The organism is Paenibacillus silviterrae, from assembly GCF_030167925.1.
Taxonomy (GTDB): Bacteria; Bacillota; Bacilli; order Paenibacillales; family NBRC-103111; genus Paenibacillus_G; species Paenibacillus_G silviterrae.
Window position 1 is genome coordinate 2,549,524 of the sequence record NZ_JASKUT010000001.1, and the last position, 16,913, is coordinate 2,566,436.

Consider the following 16,913-nt stretch of genomic DNA (forward strand, 5'->3'; position numbering starts at 1 on the left):
ACCACCGGTAGCGTTATAAATGGACCTCTGTCAAGAAAGTAGACACTCCGTTAAGTGAACCCTTAAGCAGCCTTCTTAAAACGCGCAGCAAATTTAACCGGCGATACATAACCGATTGCACTGTGGATTCGCTTACGGTTGTAGAAGAACTCAATATATTGAAAAATGGCTTCATAAGCCTGCTGCTTCGTTTTAAACTTGGTGCGGTAAATAAGCTCCTTCTTTAATATGCTGTGAAATGACTCGATACAAGCGTTGTCATAGCAGTTCCCTTTTCGGCTCATGCTGGCTTTCATTGAGTAAGCCTTCAACTTCTTACGGTATTCATCTGAGGCATACTGTGAACCGCGGTCTGAATGATGGATGAGCCCTTTCCGAGGTTTCTTGGCCTCATAGGCGGCTTGTAACGTGTCTACAACTAAGTCTGTGGTCATTCGATCGTAAAGGCGCCAGCCGACGATCTCACGCGTGCATAAGTCTAAGATGCTGGCAAGGTACAATCGGCCCTCTCGGCAAGGGATGTAGGTAATGTCTGCTACCCAGACCTTCTCTGGCTTCTTCACATCAAATTCCTGATTCAGGATGTTTGGAGCGATAGGCAGATCATGGTTAGAGTCGGTTGTCTGTACCTTAAATTTTCGAGAAACGCACGAACGCAGCCCTAGCTCCTTCATGTAGAGACTGACTGTGCGCTCTGAAATCTTAAACTGTTCAGCCCATAGTAAACGGGTGATCTTGGGGCTGCCATATCTTCCATGAGAGTCGTGAAAATGGTAGGAAATCCGCTCCATCACCTTCGTCTTCCGTTTCTCTCGCTCACTTGCTGTAGCCGTTTGCCACTTGTAAAACCCGCTCCTGGATACCTGCAGCACTTTGCACATCTTCTCCATTCGAAATTCGGAGCGGTGATCTTCAATGAACTGGAACCTTAGTTCTTTTCTTTGCTGAAGATGTGCAGAGCCTTTTTTAAAATGGCCAGCTCCTCCTGGAGATCGGCTATCTCCTGATCTTTTTTCTTGGCTTCGCGTTCTTTTGCTGCCAATTCTTCTTTCATTTGACGAAGCTTTTCCGGGTTGGCTAGCGGCTCATTTTCAAATGAACGGTACTGAGACATCCAGTTGTGGATTGTTCCTGCCGGAATGTTCAGCTCCGCCGCGATTTCCGGCACCGTCTTGGTCTGTTCTTGTACGTATTTGACTGTCTGCTTTTTAAATTCTTCATTGTAACGCTGCCGTTGATCTCCCATGGTGGACACCTCATTGTTCTTTGCTAAGTTAATTATCTAACTTCACTTAACGATGTGTCCACTTTTTATTCTAGCTGCAAAAATCATCTTACAGGCCTGCATGTTAGCGATTCGCGGGATGAACTCCGTCTGTAAAAACAAAAAATCACCTTACATCTCCTCCATGCGCCGGGCATGAAGCTTGTAAGGTGATTTTTTCACTTTACGCGGCCGCGATGCGATGCGGTTGCGGTCGCAATCGCGCCGGTGGCCGACCGCAGCTCAATGCCGCTATACCGGGTCCACCTGCACCGCGGCCTGCTTGCCGCTTAGCTGAATGCCCGTCTGCTTTCGGCCTACACCGCTCAAATCCTTGAGCAGCGATTCCAACAGCTCCTTCGCCCGCACGCCTTCCTTGCCCTGCAGCTTGACGACCAAAAGCACCGCATCCCCGGAGCTAAGGATCCGTTCGGCTTGCTGCCGCTTGGTGTCATAATCGTGCTCCTCAATTTGCGTCGTGAGGCGGATTTCCTTCACCTTCGGCGCCTTCTCCCGTTTGCGGGCCTGCTGCGCCTCCTGCTTGGCTGCGCCTGCCCCGATCAGTTGGCAAGGCGGAGGGCTGCTCATGAGCGATGTGCAGACCAAGTCGACCTTGAGCTTCCTTGCCATCGCCAGCGCTTCACTTGTCGCCACTACACCCATGTCTTCCCCGTTCACACCTGTCAGAAGCACCTCGGCTGCCTTAATTTTCTCATTCATGATCATTGTACACACCTCTGTCATTCCGATATAATGAACCCTATGACCATCTCCAGCCATTGAAAGAAGGAGCTGCCGACCGATGAGCCGCAAGGAGCTAGAAGAAGAAATCATCCGAAATTACCAAAGAGACGAGAGCATGATGATTCTCGTCTTTGCCCAGTGGTGTGTGAATCACGACCTGGACCCGAATGAACTGTACCGACTCGCTTATCCTCAGCAAGCGGATAATCCTGCCCTGCAGCAAGCGATAGAGCTGACGGTTCCCAAAGAGGAAGCCGGCGATATACCGGACGACACTCTGCTCGGCGTTTTATCCTTATTCGGCAATGACGAGCTTGCCTTCGTCGTTACGAACCAAATCGCAAGGCGCCCCAAGAAGCGATAGCCTTACATCCCGGCGCGAGCCGGAATAAGCCGTCCGCCCTAAGGCTCCGGCTTATTCCTCCGCTTCGCTGTAATGAGCCTGGCAGAAAGACCGAACGGCCTCAGCCTCCTCATCTTCCAGCTCGAAATCAAGGTACTTGTTGGTGTTTCGCTCAAGGAACTCGTATTTGACGATCCCCGCGCTCTCTTCCTCCACGCGATATACAACCCTTAAAAAGATTCCCTGCTCCGAGTACAGTTCATCCTCTTCATCTACCTGAAGATCAAGAGTGAATTCATAACGCTTGCCGGTCAGGATGCCGAAGGGATCCTTCACGAGCTCCACACTGTATTCTGTAATTGTGAACATGCCGTCACCTGTCCTTTCCTTCGGATTTTATCCCTTTGAAACCGCAGAGTCAAGCTGCTGGCCTACACCATAAGATACATCCATCGACCGAACTCTCCAAATTGTAACGTCACCGGTCAAGCGCCTAGCCTATTCCCCTTTCATATGCTAATCCTATCCGAGTCTACTTTTTCACAGGAGGGGATCCGCGTTGAGCTTGTACGGTAGAATGTACCCCTGGAGCAAGTGGAGGAAGCATGCTGCACTATGGAAGGTCGATTCTCTTCGCACGTATTTGCCGGATACGGCAAAGCTGACACCAAGGAAGCTGCTTCAATTTCTGAAGAAATACCCCGTCGTTTTCCTGAAGCCGTGCTTTGGAGGCGGCGGCCGAGGCATCATGAAGCTGACGATGGGAAACGGTAAGGTTAAGGTTTATACGCATACGGACCGTTATGAAGTGGCCATAGATCAAATCTATTCTCATATGATCAGCAAAATAGGAAAGAAAAGCTACATCCTGCAGCAGGGCATCGATCTTATGGATTTGCAAGGAAGGCAGCTTGATTTTCGCGTGGTGCTGCTGAAGCCGGGGAAGAAGTGGAGATACATGGGAGTTATGGGCAAATGGGCCCCCTCCGGACAGATCGTAACGAATCACTGCCGGGGAGGCAGCTCGATCGGCTTAAGCCAAGCGCTGAAAAGCAGTCTGAAGCTGGAGGAGCTGAGGCAGCAAGAGCTGGAAGCCGAGCTAAGAGAGATGGGGTATCGGATTGCCGCCGCACTCGAAGCCTCCTTCCCCTTGATCACCGAGCTTGGGCTCGATATCGGAATCGACCGATACCAGAGGCTGTGGCTGATTGAAGCCAACACTAGACCGCAGTACAATTTATTTAAGGATCATGAGGACGCTGGCCTTTATCCCCGAATTCAAAGCGTCGTCCGTCGACTTCGGCGAACAAGGAAGCGATAACGCAAGAATGCCCGATTCCGTGGAAGGATCGGGCCTGTTTTTATGTGGCTTTCTTGTTGAAGAACCAACAATAATACAGGTAGCATAAGTGAAATACGAACAGCAAGCTGCCCCAAGTGGCTGACCAATGCCAATGTATGTAGGTAAGAAGCTGGGTATATTTTTCTATCGGAATTTCAAGCAAAGTGATCCAGGTCGGGAAAAAGAGGGCAAACGCAAGTTTTTTCCACCAAACCGACCGGGCCGGAAAATGAAGATTGTAAAGCACACTCATCGCAGGCAAAATAAAAAACTCAAAAGTAAAGCTGGTACGAACCGCATCAGAAAAAAAACGGACAGGGTATTCAAGCAGTCCCAGCTCGACCACAAGAACACCTAAAAACCATGCAGGAGCCTGGGCAAATAAAAAGCTTACATGAACCTCTCGCATACGATTTCTGGGTATAAACAACCATAATAGCCATGCTGCGATAACACAAGACACCGCTTCAATCCCTGTTTCAACGCTCATGATCTCACCCTACCCTAGTTTACGATCCTACTTTATTACCCTCTTGGGGTTTCATAGAAACATAGGAATAATAAGGAATGTAAATAAAAAATATTTTCCTCAACTCGGCTCATCAGCGCTATAATATAAAGTAAGATTGAAACGTTTCAAGGAGATATCAAGAAAGGGCTGAAGGATGAATGGATCAAGGTGCTCTAGACAGAAAGCAATGGATCGATTGGATGCTTCAAATCGGCGAGCCGGTGCTGGTTGCGCTAAAAGAGCGAAAATTGAAGGAAACGATGCCGGTTCAAGGGAAGCTCGACGATCGGAGAGACTATACTTATCTTGAGGCGCTGGGCCGACTGCTTTGCGGGCTTGCCCCTTGGCTGGAGGCAACAGGACTATCCGCTGAGGAAGAGGCGCAGCGAAATCGCATAGCTGAGCTCGCTCGGGAAGCCATCGATGCCGGGACCGATCCGGCTTCGCCGGATCGGATGAATTTCTCCAAGGGAGGACAGCCGATCGTTGATGCGGCCTTCTTGTCTCACGCCTTGCTGCGGGCGCCGAAGGAGCTGCTGGGCAAGCTGGACGAGCGGGTCAAGAGCAACCTGATCGGCTGCCTAAAGGCGACCCGTACGAGAAAGCCGGTGTACAGCAATTGGCTGCTGTTCGCCGCCATGACGGAGACCGCCCTGAAGCTGCTGGGGGAGGAAGATTGGGACCCGATGCGCGTTGACTTTGCCATCAAAAAACATCATGAATGGTATTTGGGAGACGGCACCTATGGCGACGGCGTCGAATACCATCACGATTACTACAACAGCTTCGTGATCCAGCCGATGCTTGTGGATATCCTCCTTACCATAGGCTCGGAATATCCGGACTGGGGCACTCTTACCGAAACGACTCTTCGCAGAGCCTCCCGCTATGCCGCCCAGCAGGAGCGCTGCATTTCGCCGGAAGGTACTTTCCCGCCGATCGGTCGATCGCTCGCTTACCGCTTCGGGGCCTTCCAGCTCCTGTCACAGGTTGCCCTTCAGGATCGGCTGCCGGCGGAAATTTCTCCCGCTCAGGTGCGATGCGCCTTGACAGCCGTGATACGACGCATGATGGCAGCCCCGGGAACCTTCGATGAGAGCGGCTGGCTGCGGATTGGGTTTTGCGGTGATCAGCCGGACGTCGGGGAGACCTATATTTCGACCGGCAGTCTCTATTTATGCGCATCGGTGTTTCTTCCGTTGGGACTGCCTCCCGAGCACACCTTTTGGCAAGGGACCGCCGAGTGGACCTCACGGAAGGCTTGGTCCGGACAATACTTCCCTATCGATACGGCCCTCAAGTAGAAAAAAGCACCTCGCGATTGGTTGTCGCGAGGTGCTTGCTTATGATCCGATTAGGGCTCGTCTACATATTCCTCTTTGTCTGCGATTCGATCAGCCGGTGTCTCCATTCGCCCCATAATCGAGCTTACCGATCGATCCGGATATTCGTTCTCTTCCGGAATTTCTACGCTTCGTTCCTCTTGATTTTTCGCCATGGGTACACCTCCTTCGCTGTTGGCACCTTAGGTAGGTTCTCCCATTCCTTCTCTTGTCATTCATAACGAACAAAGGAACCGCATTTTAATTCAATCTCGGCAGCTTTACCTCAAAGGTTGTCCCCTCATCTACGACACTGCGGATCGTTACGCTTCCCCCATGATTCTCAATAATACGGTAGCTGACCATTAAGCCGAGACCGGTTCCCTTCTCCTTGGTAGAATAGAAGGGCTGGCCGATTCGATCCAGCAGCTCCCTGGGGATCCCACAACCATGATCCGTTATGGAGACGGTCACGAACCCGTCCTCCGGCTTTACGAGAATCTCGACCGCTCCCCCCTTGGGCATGACTTCAATGGCATTTTTCAGCATATTAATGAAAACCTGCTTAATCTGATTCTCATCACACCAAATTAGGATCTCTTCCGCCTCGAAGCAATGCCGTATGGTGACATTATTCATGTTCGCCTGACTTTCAAGCAGCAGCGTCACACTTTGCAGCGTATGAACCAAATCCTTCGATTCCATTTTCATATCCTGCGGCTTGGCCAGCACCATCAGCTCGCCAAGAATCATTTCGATCCGAATAAACTCTTCATCCAGTATATTGAAATAAGCGTCCTTGATGCTTCCCGAACGCATAAGCTGAAAAAAACCTTTAATGGCGGTAAGCGGATTCCTAATCTCGTGTGCGATGGCCGCAGCCAGCTGCCCTGCAATCGATTGCTTCTCCGAACGAATGAGCAGCTCGTCCTTTTTCCTCTGCTCCGTAATGTCCTTAATAATCAAATAACAGCCTACGATGTTGCCTTTAATGACAATCGGAGCGGGTGTTGCCACAACATCCAGCAGCTGCCCATGTTTATTGCGAAGCACAATATGGGTCTCCTCGATCAGGTTGCCGCTAAGAAACTGCTTGAATCGCTCCTGCGCGAGTTTAAGGTAAGGGTCCGTTATGAAATCGGTAAAATGCATCCCTTTCAGCTCTTCCGCCTTATAGCCGGATAAAGTCTCCGCGGCCGCGTTGCCGGAAATGATTTCTCCCAGGTGGGTCAAAGAAACGACGGCGTCCGGATTGTACTTTTTTAATGAGGTGTACCGTTCTATGGTTTCTTCCAGCTTCTGCTCCTGTAGGATCCGATCGGTAATATCCTGCACCGTTCCGTTGATCCCGACGATCACACCTTCAGCATTCCGCTGTTGAACCCCGCGCACATGGATATATTTCCATTGGTCGTCCTTAGCCGGCAGTCTGCACACATAATTATAATCCTCGCCGTTGAGCGCTCTCGTTACGGCGGCTTCCACCATTCCCCGATCTCCCGGATGAATGAATTGATAGTACTCCTCCAGCTTGCCGAGGAATTCACCCGGACCCTTGCCGAAAATCCGGAAGGATTCCTCGGACCATTTGATGTGATCCCGCGAGACGTCCCACTCCCAGCTGCCGATCTTCGATATCCGCTGAGCCTCCCTCAGGCGTTCTTGACTTCTGCGCAGTTGATTTTCCATTTCCTTGCGTCTGGTTATGTCACGTCCGATCCCAATAAGCTTGGACGTTTCCCCATGTTCATCGCGAATAATACGAATGGTGGTCTCGATCCAAACATAATGCCCCTCCTTATGCATGACCCGGCATTCGAAGGTATCCGCATCCGCGAGATTCTGCAGTGAGATGGTCTCTTTATCGTCGGGATGAAAGAAGCATATCGCCTGCTTACCCAGCATCTCCTCCGGCATGTAACCTAGCAAAGTCCGGCTCGCGGGGGAAATAAATTGAAAGGTTCCGTCCGGGGTGCTAAAGGTAATGATGTCCACGGCATTTTCCGCCAGAAGCTCATACTGATGTTGAACCGATCTCAGCTCTTGCTCCATTACTTTACGGTCTGTAATGTCTTGAATTTGAGAAATGGTGTATAAAGGCTCTCCATCCTTGCTTCTAACAATAGAAGTACTTAACAATGCCCATACAAGATGTCCTGACTTATGAATGTATCGTTTCTCTATGTGATAGGAAGGCAGCTGCCCGGCTACCAGCCGCTCGAAAAGCTCCGTGTCTTGATCGATATCCTGGCTGTATGTAATTTCTTGAAAGGTTACGCAGGTCAGTTCCTCCCGGGTGTATCCCAGTACTCTGCACAGCGAATCATTGACGGCGATGGAACGGCCGTCGAGCGCCACGAGCGCCATGCCTATGGCCGAATAATGAAAAGCACTATAAAATAGTTCGTCGCCTAGCAAGATAGCCTTGTTGACTTCCATCTACGGTCCCTCACTTTATAAGCTCGCACAGAAAAGCCGGATTAGTCCGCGTGATCGCTCTCTAATCCGGCTTGTAGGCCTCAAATCGCTTAGAATAACATACTAAATATTTTACGTTATTCCCACAATTTAGGCAATCTCTATTCTTTATTTCGGGCCAAATCCCGGTTTTGTTCCGTAAGCTTCAGCAGAAATTCCTTCAGATCAACCAAACGCAAGTGCTTCGGCTGTTCCTCGGTACCGTAGATAAACAATGGAATCAGCGATTCCGTTTTATTAAGAGCTCCATGGGCGCCTCCGCCGGTATGATGCGGAGAACTCCGATCGGCCAGCTCAAACCCGGGCTTCGCTGTGACGATCAGAAATTCCCCTTCATGAGAATGAAGCGCGGCGTGTAATCTGCGCAGTCCGTCGGGATAAGCGTCATAGACAACGGATCTCCCTTGCTCATCGAGCTTCACATCCAGCACCTTCGTATCCCCTTCGATGGTCCAAGTCTGCCCATACGGATCCTTATAGGGTCCGCCTTGTTTGTAGCGAAGCTCATCCGCCATCCGTGAGCTTGCTGCATGAATCCAATCGTGCTCCTTCCACGCAATAAAATCGATCCGATCATCCGCTGTTACTGCCTTGGCAATGTCTCGATAAGACAAGCTTTCTTTCAGCTTGTACACATAGGCCATGGTCTCGTTGACTGCAAGCACCATCTCGGTATGCGCCTCCGGCAGCTCTCCGGGCTTCAGCAGCACATACTGCTGAAGCAGCTCATGCAATGGAACAATTGCTTCCTCTTTGCGGTCATCAATCTGAGTAACGCCGCTGTCACCTATCAGGATGAACACCGCTTTTTCCTGCGCCTTTTCCAGCGAACCAAACTGTTGGAGGAAGTCATTCAGCTGCTTATCCGTTTTTTGTACAAACCTCAGATCGGACGGTCCCTTCTTATGCAGCTGCTTGTCCAAATCGGGCAGATAGACATACAGAAAATCGGGAAGCAGATCATGCTGCACTAGATAGGAAGCGGTCTCCAGTGAAAAATAGTTATTCAGACCCACACGGTGAAATGGATCGTCCGTCATGTCGATTCGTCCCTCTAACGGATTGGAAAAAATGCCGAACGACAAGAAGTCGGGCCCCTTCACCCGGATCTCACGCGGAAGCAGAGTGAACCGGCTCAGCCAAGGAGGGATATGAAGCGTATGCTCCTTCGCTCCTCGGTATACAAAACCATTGATGGAGCCCGAGGTAAAGCCTTTTTGAGCGAGCTCCTCGTAAATGGTAGGCAAGCTTGGGTTCAAATGCTGTCCGTTTAAATGGATGAAGGAGTTATATAGAACCGGGCTCAAGCCTGCCTTAACTATCTCCATCGGTCCTGTTCCATAATTGATCATGCTTCTCCGATCGGCGCTATACCACACTAATCCCGGAACCCGGTGCTGATCGGGATAAGCTCCTGTCAGCAGGGTGCTGTCAATGGCGACAGACATCGTAGGGAACGAGCTGACCAGGTTGTCATGGTACCGGCCTTGCTTTTTTAGATAGGCAAAAGTCGGCAAAATCCCCTGCTTCAACCCTTCCTCTAACGCACTGGTGAGCAGGGAATCCACAACAATGAGGATGACCTTTCTCGCCTTAGGGTTAGCGGATTTGCTGTGTGACAATTGCTGTTGCTGCTCTTGAGTCGACAAAGCTTGGGTTTTGGGACTGCTTCTGAGGTAAAACACCTTGGAGAAAATAAACCACGCCAGCACAAACAGCAGGATGAAAATACACATAGCGGCAATCCATTTATTCATTGAACTTCACCCATTCTGCAAGTAACGTCTGTCTAGGTTTCCAATGACAGGCATGGATTATGCTTTTCTGTTACGATTTTGTGATCGTCTACCCTATGTGATTTAAATCACTTACACCCCCATTTCACGCTCTTATAATAAAGACATAAGACGGAACAACATCACAAAGAAATGGGGTTATCACACATGGAAACTATGAAAACGACTAATACAAAGAAATTTTCCGGCTTATTGCCTTTGGTTATCATCTTCTTCGGTATACTGGCATCGCCGCTGCTATATTTTGTCATCAACCTGAGCCTTGGTAATAAGCACCTGTTCAACGTAGATCTCGTGAAATATTTCTGGTAATAGTAAAGCCCCACTGCAGCAGCAGTGGGGCTTTACTATTACCCTCGAACCTTAATTATACAAGCACAGGCTGAGCGCTAGGCTTCGGCGGCATGCCGGGGCTGTGCTCCGCCGGACGCTCCGGGCGTGCAGGTACCGGGAAGCCTTGCGGCGGCGGCTCTACCGATAGGACTCCGCCATGTCGTCCCGGAGAATCACCTTGGAAGATCTCGGCAATACGTGTCGGGTCCATTCGGAAATTAAACTGCACGTTATGAAGGCCTCGTTCAATATACTTACGGCACTCGGGATATTTGTTCAGATCGTACTCCGGCACCGGCAGCACCTTCGACCACTGAACGCCGAGTGTCTCGAGCGCCTTGGCGTAAGCGTTCTGGTGGGCGTTGTCACGCACCATAAGGAAGGCAAGCGTCTCGCGGAACGTTCGATTCGAGCTCATCTCATAGATTCTTGACTTTTGGAGTGTCCCTGTCGCTTCCAGCACCAAATTATCGAGAAGATTCGTCACCAGGTTGCCGTGGTCATATACCCAAGAACCATTCCATGGATTGCCGGACGAATCAATCGGCATTGAGCTCTGTGCACCGATAATATAGTGATATCCGATAGGGTCCCCGGCACCATTCTGCAGAGTTGTGTTTTGGGCTTGGGCCTGCGTCCCCGGATCACTGCCTGACCCGTCAAGCAGAGCGTTAATCGTATTCTGAACCAGCTCGACGTGGCTGATCTCCTCCAGGAAAATCCCTTTGATCAAGTCACGGTATTCCGTAGCCGCCCCCCGAAAATTGGCGCTTTGGAACGAGAATTGCATCATGGTGCGCATTTCCCCGAAATGTCCGCCCAAGATTTCCTGCATTGCCTTGGCCGCTGCCGGATCCGGCTGATCCGGGACAATCTCATTAATTAGTTGCTCTGTATAATAAAACAATGTAAAACACCTCCGTCAGGGATTGTCGTTGTTCGTTCGACATTTACATTGCCCCAACGAAGGTGAAAATATATAACCGGTTGCGTTTACATCGCCCAGTCCCCGTTAACGATTAAAGCCTCGGTGGCGCCATCCTCCAGCACGCCATCCACGCTCAGCTCACCGGAGCCGATCATGAAATCCACGTGAACAATACTGGAGTTCATCCCCCGCGCGGCAAGCTCCTCCTCCGTCATTTCCTTGCCGCCTTCCAGACAGAAGGCATAGGCCTTCCCGATAGCCAAGTGGCTGGATGCATTCTCGTCAAAGAGCGTATTGTAGAAAATCAGGTTCGTATCGGAAATCGGCGAACGATGCGGCACAAGCGCTACCTCGCCGAGATAGGCCGAGCCTTCGTCCGTTTCGACCAGTCTCTTCAGCACATCGAGCCCTTCCGCGGCTTCAACGTGAATGATTTTACCGTTCTCGAAGGTAATCGCAAAATCCTTGATCAAGACACCGCCGTAGCTCAGCGGCTTCGTGCTTCGCACGGTTCCGTTCACGCCTTCCTTTCGAGGTGCCGTGAACACCTCCTCCGTCGGCATGTTTGCGACAAATGAGGTTCCCTTTACGTTCACACTGCCCCCGCTGACCCAGAGATGTCCCTCCGGCAGCTCAATGGTCAGATCGGTTCCCGGTCCATGATAACGAAGGGCGCGGTAACGCTTGCTGTTCAGCTGATCCGCTTTCTTATCAAGCTCCTCCAGATGAAGCTTCCATGCCTGCACCGGATCTTCCCGGTTAATACGGGTCGCCGAGAAGATCAGCTCCCAGAGAGCGTCGACGCGACCTGCCTCATCCTGGTCCGGAAGCACCTTTGCCGCCCATGCTTCCGAAGGGACGGCGACAATGGACCAGCTGACTTTGTCCGTCATAGGATAGGTGCGCCATGTTTTCAATGCCTCACCTGCGGTCTTGTTCGCATTCGCTATTCTTTGCGGGTCAATCCCCTTCAGCAAATCCGGGTTCGGAGCAAGAACGGACAGGAAGGCTGCGTTATTCTCCGCCATTTCCTCCCAACCTTTGGCCCGCCACATGGGATATTCAAGGAAAGCTTCATCCGGCGCGAGCTCATATTTGATGCGCGTCGCCTCGTCGTCCTGCCATTCGATATGTACGTTTTTGGCGCCTGCTTCATAAGCCTTCTTAGCCACAAGCCTAACGAACGGCGCAGAGGCTAAGGGCGCGGTGACAACCAGCGTTTGACCGGGCTGAATATTCACACCGACCTGTACGGCCAAAGATGCATAACGCTCCAGCTTTTCTTGAAAATCCACCATAGCTGAATTCCTCCTTTGATTCTATCGCATTACGGTCATTTTAGCATATTCCGCCAAGCAAAGAAAAAACCATGCTCTTAGAAGAAAGCATGGTTTGTTTTACTTTATTTCGTGATGAGCAGTGCGGGCTGCAGCTCCGCATCCCCCTTTTCCTTCGTGTACAGGGCAATATTGCCGTTCTGACCCTTGTTATCGGCAATCATCAGTGTGATGACGCCGTCGGTCTGGCTTTGCACGAAGGAAGTCACGTCCAACTTGTAGGTTTTGTCGATCTTCTCGGACAAGGTGATCGTACCCAGCAGGATAGCCGATTCGCCGACTCCCGTAATTTCGCCCTTATCTCCATGGTTCGGAGCGTTCTTCCAGGTGAGCTCATTTTCCTGCCAAGTATCATCCGTCAAGCCGTACACCTCATATTCCAGCTTGGCATCATCGGCATTGGAAGGCGTCAGCATGGCAGACAAGCGAAGCTCCGCCGATCGGATCTGCGCGGCGTCGTTAACTTCGAACTTGAAGTAGCCGATTCTCGCTGTCGTTCCGCTCCCCGAACGCTTTAATCGCATCCGGTTCTCCGTGCCGAGATTGCCTTCCACACTGCGGTCTGCCTCCGCATCCGACGAGGCGATGATGATTCCGTCGACGGAAGCGGCAGCAGGTGCTGGCGGAGTCGCGGTCGGGGCTGACGGCTCTGCTCCGGGCGATCCGGTTCCGGCTGAGGTCCCCTGCAGATCTACTACATTTTCCCCTTTATTATCCTTGATCTCGTTGTCCTTCAGGATAATGCCTGTGCTTGTCGCGCCAATCTGAACACCGTTCGCATTGCCGTTCACCTTATTGCCGATCAGCTGAATGTCTTTCGGACTTCCTTTGCCGGCCAGATCCTTCGTATTTTTATCTCCCGGATCCTCCTCAAGCACAATCCCCCAAGAGCCTTCACCGGTCAAGCCTGTGATCGTATTGCCTCGAACGAGCGTACGCGGCGCGTTTTGCAAATAAATCCCCTTGCCGTCCGCTACCTTCGAATCGGAAATCGTATTGTTCTCGATCACCGTATCCGGGGAGCCCATATGCACCTTGATTCCCTCGCGGGAGCCGGTAATTATGTTGTTGTAAATATAGTTGCCCGGACCCGACGCGTCGTGGTTGGAAGGGGCCGAACCGCCGGTATTCCCTACGCCGATGCCCGCTCCCGTCACAATATCCCGGATCGTGTTGCCGTAAATTTCATTCAAATATTCGTCTTCCCCATGCAGATCAATCGCATCCAGCTGGGTGCTCAGGAAGGTATTGTTGCGAATTACATTATTATGGGCATAGTACTGAATCAACGCCCCGTGACGAATATAAGGACCCTGGAACGTATTGTTCTCCACGACGTTAAAGTAGGTATCATTCGCATAACCGGTTCGGTCGTTCTTCGGCAGTCCCTGAATGGAAACCCCATACCCCGCTCCGCCGCCGGCTACGTCGGTTGCATTCCGGAACAGACTGTTTTTCACCACGACATGACTGCTCTTCTCAATACGCACAGCCATACGCTCGAACTTCTCGAAGGTCACCCCGTCAATCGTAATGTTACTGGAAGGCTTGTTTACGCTGTCGGTAATATAAATAAGATACTGCGGACCGCCCTTATCCGGATTCGCTTCTTTCGTATCGGAAGAATACTTCCCGTTCCAGGTTGAGGTCAGCGTCATTCCGGAGACAACGATATTCGACCGGCTGTAAGCCTTCATCATTTTACCGCTAGGCGTCTCCGCACCGATACTTGAGATCAGGATGGTTTGCTCCTGGCTTTCCCCCCGCAGATTGACGCCGCTCTTCAGCTCCATGTTCGCCGATTTATCGTTCGGAAGGGTGCTTCTCAGATTGTACACGCCGTTCGGCAAATATACCTCGTCTCCCGGCTTTGCCGCTGCAATCGCCTTCTGAATGGCGGGCAGGTCGTCCGTATCGTTATCCTTCACGTCGGCGCCGTAATCAAGCACGTTCAGTGTCTTCCCTGTTACCGGATTGGGTGCATGCAGGGAAACGGCCTTGCCGTCCGGATTGACCAAGCCCGGCTGCATGTACTTAACATCAGGCTTCGCCTCCGGAGGTGCGGCGGTGATCCGGCGGATCGTATTGCCTTCTCCAGGCGCATATACCTGAAACTCCGAGATGCTGTTCCACGCATTTTTCGAATTTCCATGCCCCAGAACACGAATATAACGGCCGCTCGTATCATCGAAATCAAACAGCTCCGGCTCCAGCGACTTGCCGCTGCTTTTCCCGCTGAATACCTGCCTCCAGCTCTCCCCGTCGTCCGAAACCTCAAGATCAAAGAACGACTGCCGCTGATCCCCGCTGTAGAAGGCAATCGCCGCATAGCCCATTGTCCTCTTCTCTCCAAGGTCAAAGCGGATCCATTCCCCGTCCCCTTGCCCCGACCAGCGGGTTTCCAGCGAACCGTCCAAAGTGTTCTCCGGCACATTCCCGTCGTCGACACTGGCGACCGCCTCCAGAAGAGGCAGCGGAGAATTAAACAGGTCCGCCGTTTGCTCCAGCGCCCCGGCGTCCTTCTCCCCATCGAAGAAACGATCCTCACGGGAGATCACGATAAGCCCCATCGGATCCCAGAATACCTTGCGCCCGAGCGCTTCCGCGATAGCCCGGAGCGGCACCATGGTTCGACCGTCGATCAGCTGAGCCGGTACCTCAAGCTCCTTGGTGGACTCATTCACCCGCATGCTCTTCTCGTGAATGGCGACTTGAATCGTATCCTTCCCGTTCACAATCGTAGCCCGGCTTTCTTTGTCGTCCCACTTCACTTCCGCACCGAGCTGCTCGGAGACGAATCGGACCGGCACCAGCGTAGAACCGTCCTTCACTATTGCCCGAACCCCGGGGTTTTCGGGATCGATCCGCTGCTTTTTCCCATGAGATAACGCATCCGGACTATTCACATAGAGAACAATGGCGTCCTTCAGCTTCGTTTGAAGCTCGGGAGACGGGTCTGCAGCGTAAGCAGCCGGCACTAAGGCTGAAGGCATGGTCAACGCTGCTGCAAGTACAACGGTCATCAGCTTTTTCTTCCATCGGTTGTTCGATCGTTTCATGGAGGCCTCCTTGGATAGCAATTGTAAACGCTTCCCATTAGATTACCTCTTCCAGATCCAACTCCGCTACGGGCTCCCTTTTTACAAGCTTGTGTTTTTTTTGGAAAATGCTGCTGGCCGCCGGCCAAACAAAAGAAAGCCCGTACCTCTCAGCCGATTCCGGGAGGTACGAGCTCTGAATGAAAAACAGTTATTCGTTAAAGTACACGGCTTTGCCTGTCTTCGAGGACTCATAAATTGCCTCTAGAATTTCAGACACGACACATGCCTGCTCCGGAGTTACGACCGGATCCTTATCCTGCTCGATAGCTTCAAGCCACAGGCGCGCCTCCAAATCCGCCGGGCTCTCGCCGCGGCTGTCGTAGAAATCCACACCCTTGGCATCCAGCTGGATTTGATTCATGAACAGCTTGCTATGCTTCTCGCCGTTGATCCGCAGACCGTCCTGCATGTCGGCTCCGCCCTCTGTGCCGCATAAAGTCGTCTTGGCCTCGCCTGTCGCCAGCATATTGATTGCCCAGCTCGATTCCAGTACGATCGTAGCGCCGTTCTCCATCGTAATCATCCCGAAGGCCGAATCCTCTACCGTAAACTTCGCCGGATCCCAGGAACCCCATGCATTGGCGGCGTTCTCTTTCTTCGACAGCTTATGGAAGGCCGTCCCAAGTACCGCCTTAGGCTTGTAGTTGTTCATCATCCACAGCGTCAGATCCAAGGCATGCGTCCCGATATCGATCAACGGGCCTCCGCCCTGCTTTTCCTCATCAAGAAACACGCCCCAAGTCGGAACGGCGCGGCGCCGAATCGCATGCGCCTTCGCATAGTAAACTTCACCCAGCTCTCCGTCCTCACAGAGACGCTTCAAGTACTGACTGTCGGAACGGAAACGGTTCTGATAGCCGATCGAGAGCTTCTTACCGGTCCGCTTGGCCGCTTCCACCATGCGACGCGCATCAGCAGCGGTTTTGGCCATCGGCTTTTCGCACATGACGTGTTTCCCGGACTCCAGGGCCGAAATGGAAATATCCGCGTGCGAATCGTTCGGCGTACAAACATGAACGACATCAATGGAGCCATCCTGCAGCAGCTCCCGGTAGTCCGTATATACTCTTGCGTCAGGCGTACCGAATTTTTCCGCCGCCTCTCTCGCTTTATGCTCCTCGATATCGCAAAAAGCGACCATTTGAGCATTCGGTTGGTTTTTCAACGCAGGCATATGCTTGCCGTTCGCAATTCCGCCGCAGCCGATAATACCGATTCTGAAAGTTCTAGACATGATCAATTGACCTCCTAAGCCACCGTTATGTATTGAGACGCTACCTCATAGTATAGACAACTTTCCATGGAAAAGATATTTTGGATCTGGCGATTCTTTTATCCGATTGTGTCACATGAAGACTCGGCCCCCCCCGAACAACACACGTTCCGACATTTTATGCCAGCATTCGGCATTTCC

16 protein-coding genes are annotated in these 16,913 nt (G+C 51.7%); 4 read left to right on the forward strand and 12 right to left on the reverse strand.

Annotated features, from left to right (window positions below; translation table 11 throughout):
* Window positions 1-62: 62 nt before the first annotated feature.
* From QMO62_RS11575 to infC, 3 genes are all read right to left on the reverse strand, one after another.
* On the reverse strand, window positions 63-1,043 hold the full coding sequence (locus QMO62_RS11575; RefSeq protein ID WP_348651718.1) for an IS3 family transposase: 981 nt from the start codon (window positions 1,041-1,043) through the stop codon (window positions 63-65).
* Window positions 929-1,246 (reverse strand): transposase, encoded by a 318-nt coding sequence (locus QMO62_RS11580; protein ID WP_284641113.1) that lies wholly within the window; start codon window positions 1,244-1,246, stop codon window positions 929-931. The genes QMO62_RS11575 and QMO62_RS11580 overlap by 115 nt, the downstream gene beginning before the upstream one ends.
* Window positions 1,247-1,516: 270 nt before the next feature.
* Window positions 1,517-1,990 (reverse strand): translation initiation factor IF-3, encoded by a 474-nt coding sequence (infC, locus tag QMO62_RS11585; RefSeq protein ID WP_284644926.1) that lies wholly within the window; start codon window positions 1,988-1,990, stop codon window positions 1,517-1,519.
* Window positions 1,991-2,066: 76 nt separating this feature from the next.
* Here infC and yxiS point away from each other — a divergent pair, with 76 nt between their 5' ends.
* Window positions 2,067-2,372, forward strand: a complete 306-nt coding sequence (gene yxiS, locus QMO62_RS11590) for a protein YxiS (RefSeq protein ID WP_284641114.1) — start codon at window positions 2,067-2,069, stop codon at window positions 2,370-2,372.
* Window positions 2,373-2,423: 51 nt separating this feature from the next.
* Here yxiS and QMO62_RS11595 read toward each other — a convergent pair whose 3' ends face one another.
* Window positions 2,424-2,720 carry a DUF6509 family protein gene (locus tag QMO62_RS11595; protein ID WP_284641115.1) on the reverse strand — a complete coding sequence of 99 codons (297 nt, stop codon included), beginning with the start codon at window positions 2,718-2,720 and terminating at the stop codon, window positions 2,424-2,426.
* Window positions 2,721-2,910: 190 nt separating this feature from the next.
* Here QMO62_RS11595 and QMO62_RS11600 point away from each other — a divergent pair, with 190 nt between their 5' ends.
* Window positions 2,911-3,672: a YheC/YheD family protein gene (locus tag QMO62_RS11600; protein WP_284641116.1), complete on the forward strand. Its 762-nt coding sequence runs from the start codon at window positions 2,911-2,913 to the stop codon at window positions 3,670-3,672.
* Window positions 3,673-3,712: 40 nt separating this feature from the next.
* Here the strand turns inward: QMO62_RS11600 and QMO62_RS11605 are convergent, their stop codons facing one another.
* Window positions 3,713-4,183: a CBO0543 family protein gene (locus QMO62_RS11605; RefSeq protein WP_284641117.1), complete on the reverse strand. Its 471-nt coding sequence runs from the start codon at window positions 4,181-4,183 to the stop codon at window positions 3,713-3,715.
* Between the two features lie 179 nt (window positions 4,184-4,362).
* On the opposite strand from QMO62_RS11605, the gene QMO62_RS11610 reads away from it, so the two are divergent.
* Window positions 4,363-5,508, forward strand: coding sequence for a DUF2264 domain-containing protein (locus tag QMO62_RS11610; RefSeq protein ID WP_284641118.1), 1,146 nt, complete (start codon window positions 4,363-4,365; stop codon window positions 5,506-5,508).
* Between the two features lie 50 nt (window positions 5,509-5,558).
* On the opposite strand, the gene QMO62_RS11615 is transcribed toward QMO62_RS11610, so the two are convergent.
* The 3 genes from QMO62_RS11615 to QMO62_RS11625 all read right to left on the reverse strand — a co-directional run bounded on the left by QMO62_RS11615 (window position 5,559) and on the right by QMO62_RS11625 (window position 9,761).
* The gene (locus QMO62_RS11615) at window positions 5,559-5,702 is read right to left on the reverse strand and encodes a hypothetical protein (protein ID WP_284641119.1); all 144 of its coding nucleotides are present in this window, start codon (window positions 5,700-5,702) and stop codon (window positions 5,559-5,561) included.
* An 85-nt stretch (window positions 5,703-5,787) separates the two neighbouring features.
* The gene (locus QMO62_RS11620) at window positions 5,788-7,965 is read right to left on the reverse strand and encodes a PAS domain-containing protein (protein WP_284641120.1); all 2,178 of its coding nucleotides are present in this window, start codon (window positions 7,963-7,965) and stop codon (window positions 5,788-5,790) included.
* Between the two features lie 140 nt (window positions 7,966-8,105).
* The gene (locus QMO62_RS11625) at window positions 8,106-9,761 is read right to left on the reverse strand and encodes an alkaline phosphatase family protein (protein WP_284641121.1); all 1,656 of its coding nucleotides are present in this window, start codon (window positions 9,759-9,761) and stop codon (window positions 8,106-8,108) included.
* Between the two features lie 186 nt (window positions 9,762-9,947).
* Here QMO62_RS11625 and QMO62_RS11630 point away from each other — a divergent pair, with 186 nt between their 5' ends.
* Complete coding sequence (locus QMO62_RS11630; protein ID WP_284641122.1) at window positions 9,948-10,112, forward strand: hypothetical protein; 165 nt, start codon at window positions 9,948-9,950, stop codon at window positions 10,110-10,112.
* A gap of 55 nt (window positions 10,113-10,167) precedes the next feature.
* Here the strand turns inward: QMO62_RS11630 and QMO62_RS11635 are convergent, their stop codons facing one another.
* The 4 genes from QMO62_RS11635 to QMO62_RS11650 form a co-directional block, all read right to left on the reverse strand.
* Complete coding sequence (locus QMO62_RS11635) at window positions 10,168-11,040, reverse strand: manganese catalase family protein (RefSeq protein WP_284641123.1); 873 nt, start codon at window positions 11,038-11,040, stop codon at window positions 10,168-10,170.
* An 86-nt stretch (window positions 11,041-11,126) separates the two neighbouring features.
* Window positions 11,127-12,359 (reverse strand): aminopeptidase, encoded by a 1,233-nt coding sequence (locus tag QMO62_RS11640; RefSeq protein WP_284641124.1) that lies wholly within the window; start codon window positions 12,357-12,359, stop codon window positions 11,127-11,129.
* A 104-nt stretch (window positions 12,360-12,463) separates the two neighbouring features.
* On the reverse strand, window positions 12,464-15,457 hold the full coding sequence (locus QMO62_RS11645) for a stalk domain-containing protein (RefSeq protein ID WP_284641125.1): 2,994 nt from the start codon (window positions 15,455-15,457) through the stop codon (window positions 12,464-12,466).
* 190 nt (window positions 15,458-15,647) lie between these two features.
* A complete protein-coding gene (locus tag QMO62_RS11650) occupies window positions 15,648-16,733 on the reverse strand; it encodes a Gfo/Idh/MocA family protein (protein WP_284641126.1) in 1,086 nt (361 codons plus the stop codon).
* Window positions 16,734-16,913 lie beyond the last annotated feature (180 nt).

Coding starts and splice junctions, on each gene's coding strand:
- QMO62_RS11580 (WP_284641113.1), bottom strand. CDS start 1,246: ATGGGAGATCAACGGCAGCGTTACAATGAAGAATTTAAAAAGCAGACA.
- infC (WP_284644926.1), bottom strand. CDS start 1,990: ATGATCATGAATGAGAAAATTAAGGCAGCCGAGGTGCTTCTGACAGGT.
- yxiS (WP_284641114.1), top strand. CDS start 2,067: ATGAGCCGCAAGGAGCTAGAAGAAGAAATCATCCGAAATTACCAAAGA.
- QMO62_RS11595 (WP_284641115.1), bottom strand. CDS start 2,720: ATGTTCACAATTACAGAATACAGTGTGGAGCTCGTGAAGGATCCCTTC.
- QMO62_RS11605 (WP_284641117.1), bottom strand. CDS start 4,183: ATGAGCGTTGAAACAGGGATTGAAGCGGTGTCTTGTGTTATCGCAGCA.
- QMO62_RS11610 (WP_284641118.1), top strand. CDS start 4,363: ATGGATCAAGGTGCTCTAGACAGAAAGCAATGGATCGATTGGATGCTT.
- QMO62_RS11615 (WP_284641119.1), bottom strand. CDS start 5,702: ATGGCGAAAAATCAAGAGGAACGAAGCGTAGAAATTCCGGAAGAGAAC.
- QMO62_RS11620 (WP_284641120.1), bottom strand. CDS start 7,965: ATGGAAGTCAACAAGGCTATCTTGCTAGGCGACGAACTATTTTATAGT.
- QMO62_RS11625 (WP_284641121.1), bottom strand. CDS start 9,761: ATGAATAAATGGATTGCCGCTATGTGTATTTTCATCCTGCTGTTTGTG.
- QMO62_RS11630 (WP_284641122.1), top strand. CDS start 9,948: ATGGAAACTATGAAAACGACTAATACAAAGAAATTTTCCGGCTTATTG.
- QMO62_RS11640 (WP_284641124.1), bottom strand. CDS start 12,359: ATGGTGGATTTTCAAGAAAAGCTGGAGCGTTATGCATCTTTGGCCGTA.
- QMO62_RS11645 (WP_284641125.1), bottom strand. CDS start 15,457: ATGAAACGATCGAACAACCGATGGAAGAAAAAGCTGATGACCGTTGTA.
- QMO62_RS11650 (WP_284641126.1), bottom strand. CDS start 16,733: ATGTCTAGAACTTTCAGAATCGGTATTATCGGCTGCGGCGGAATTGCG.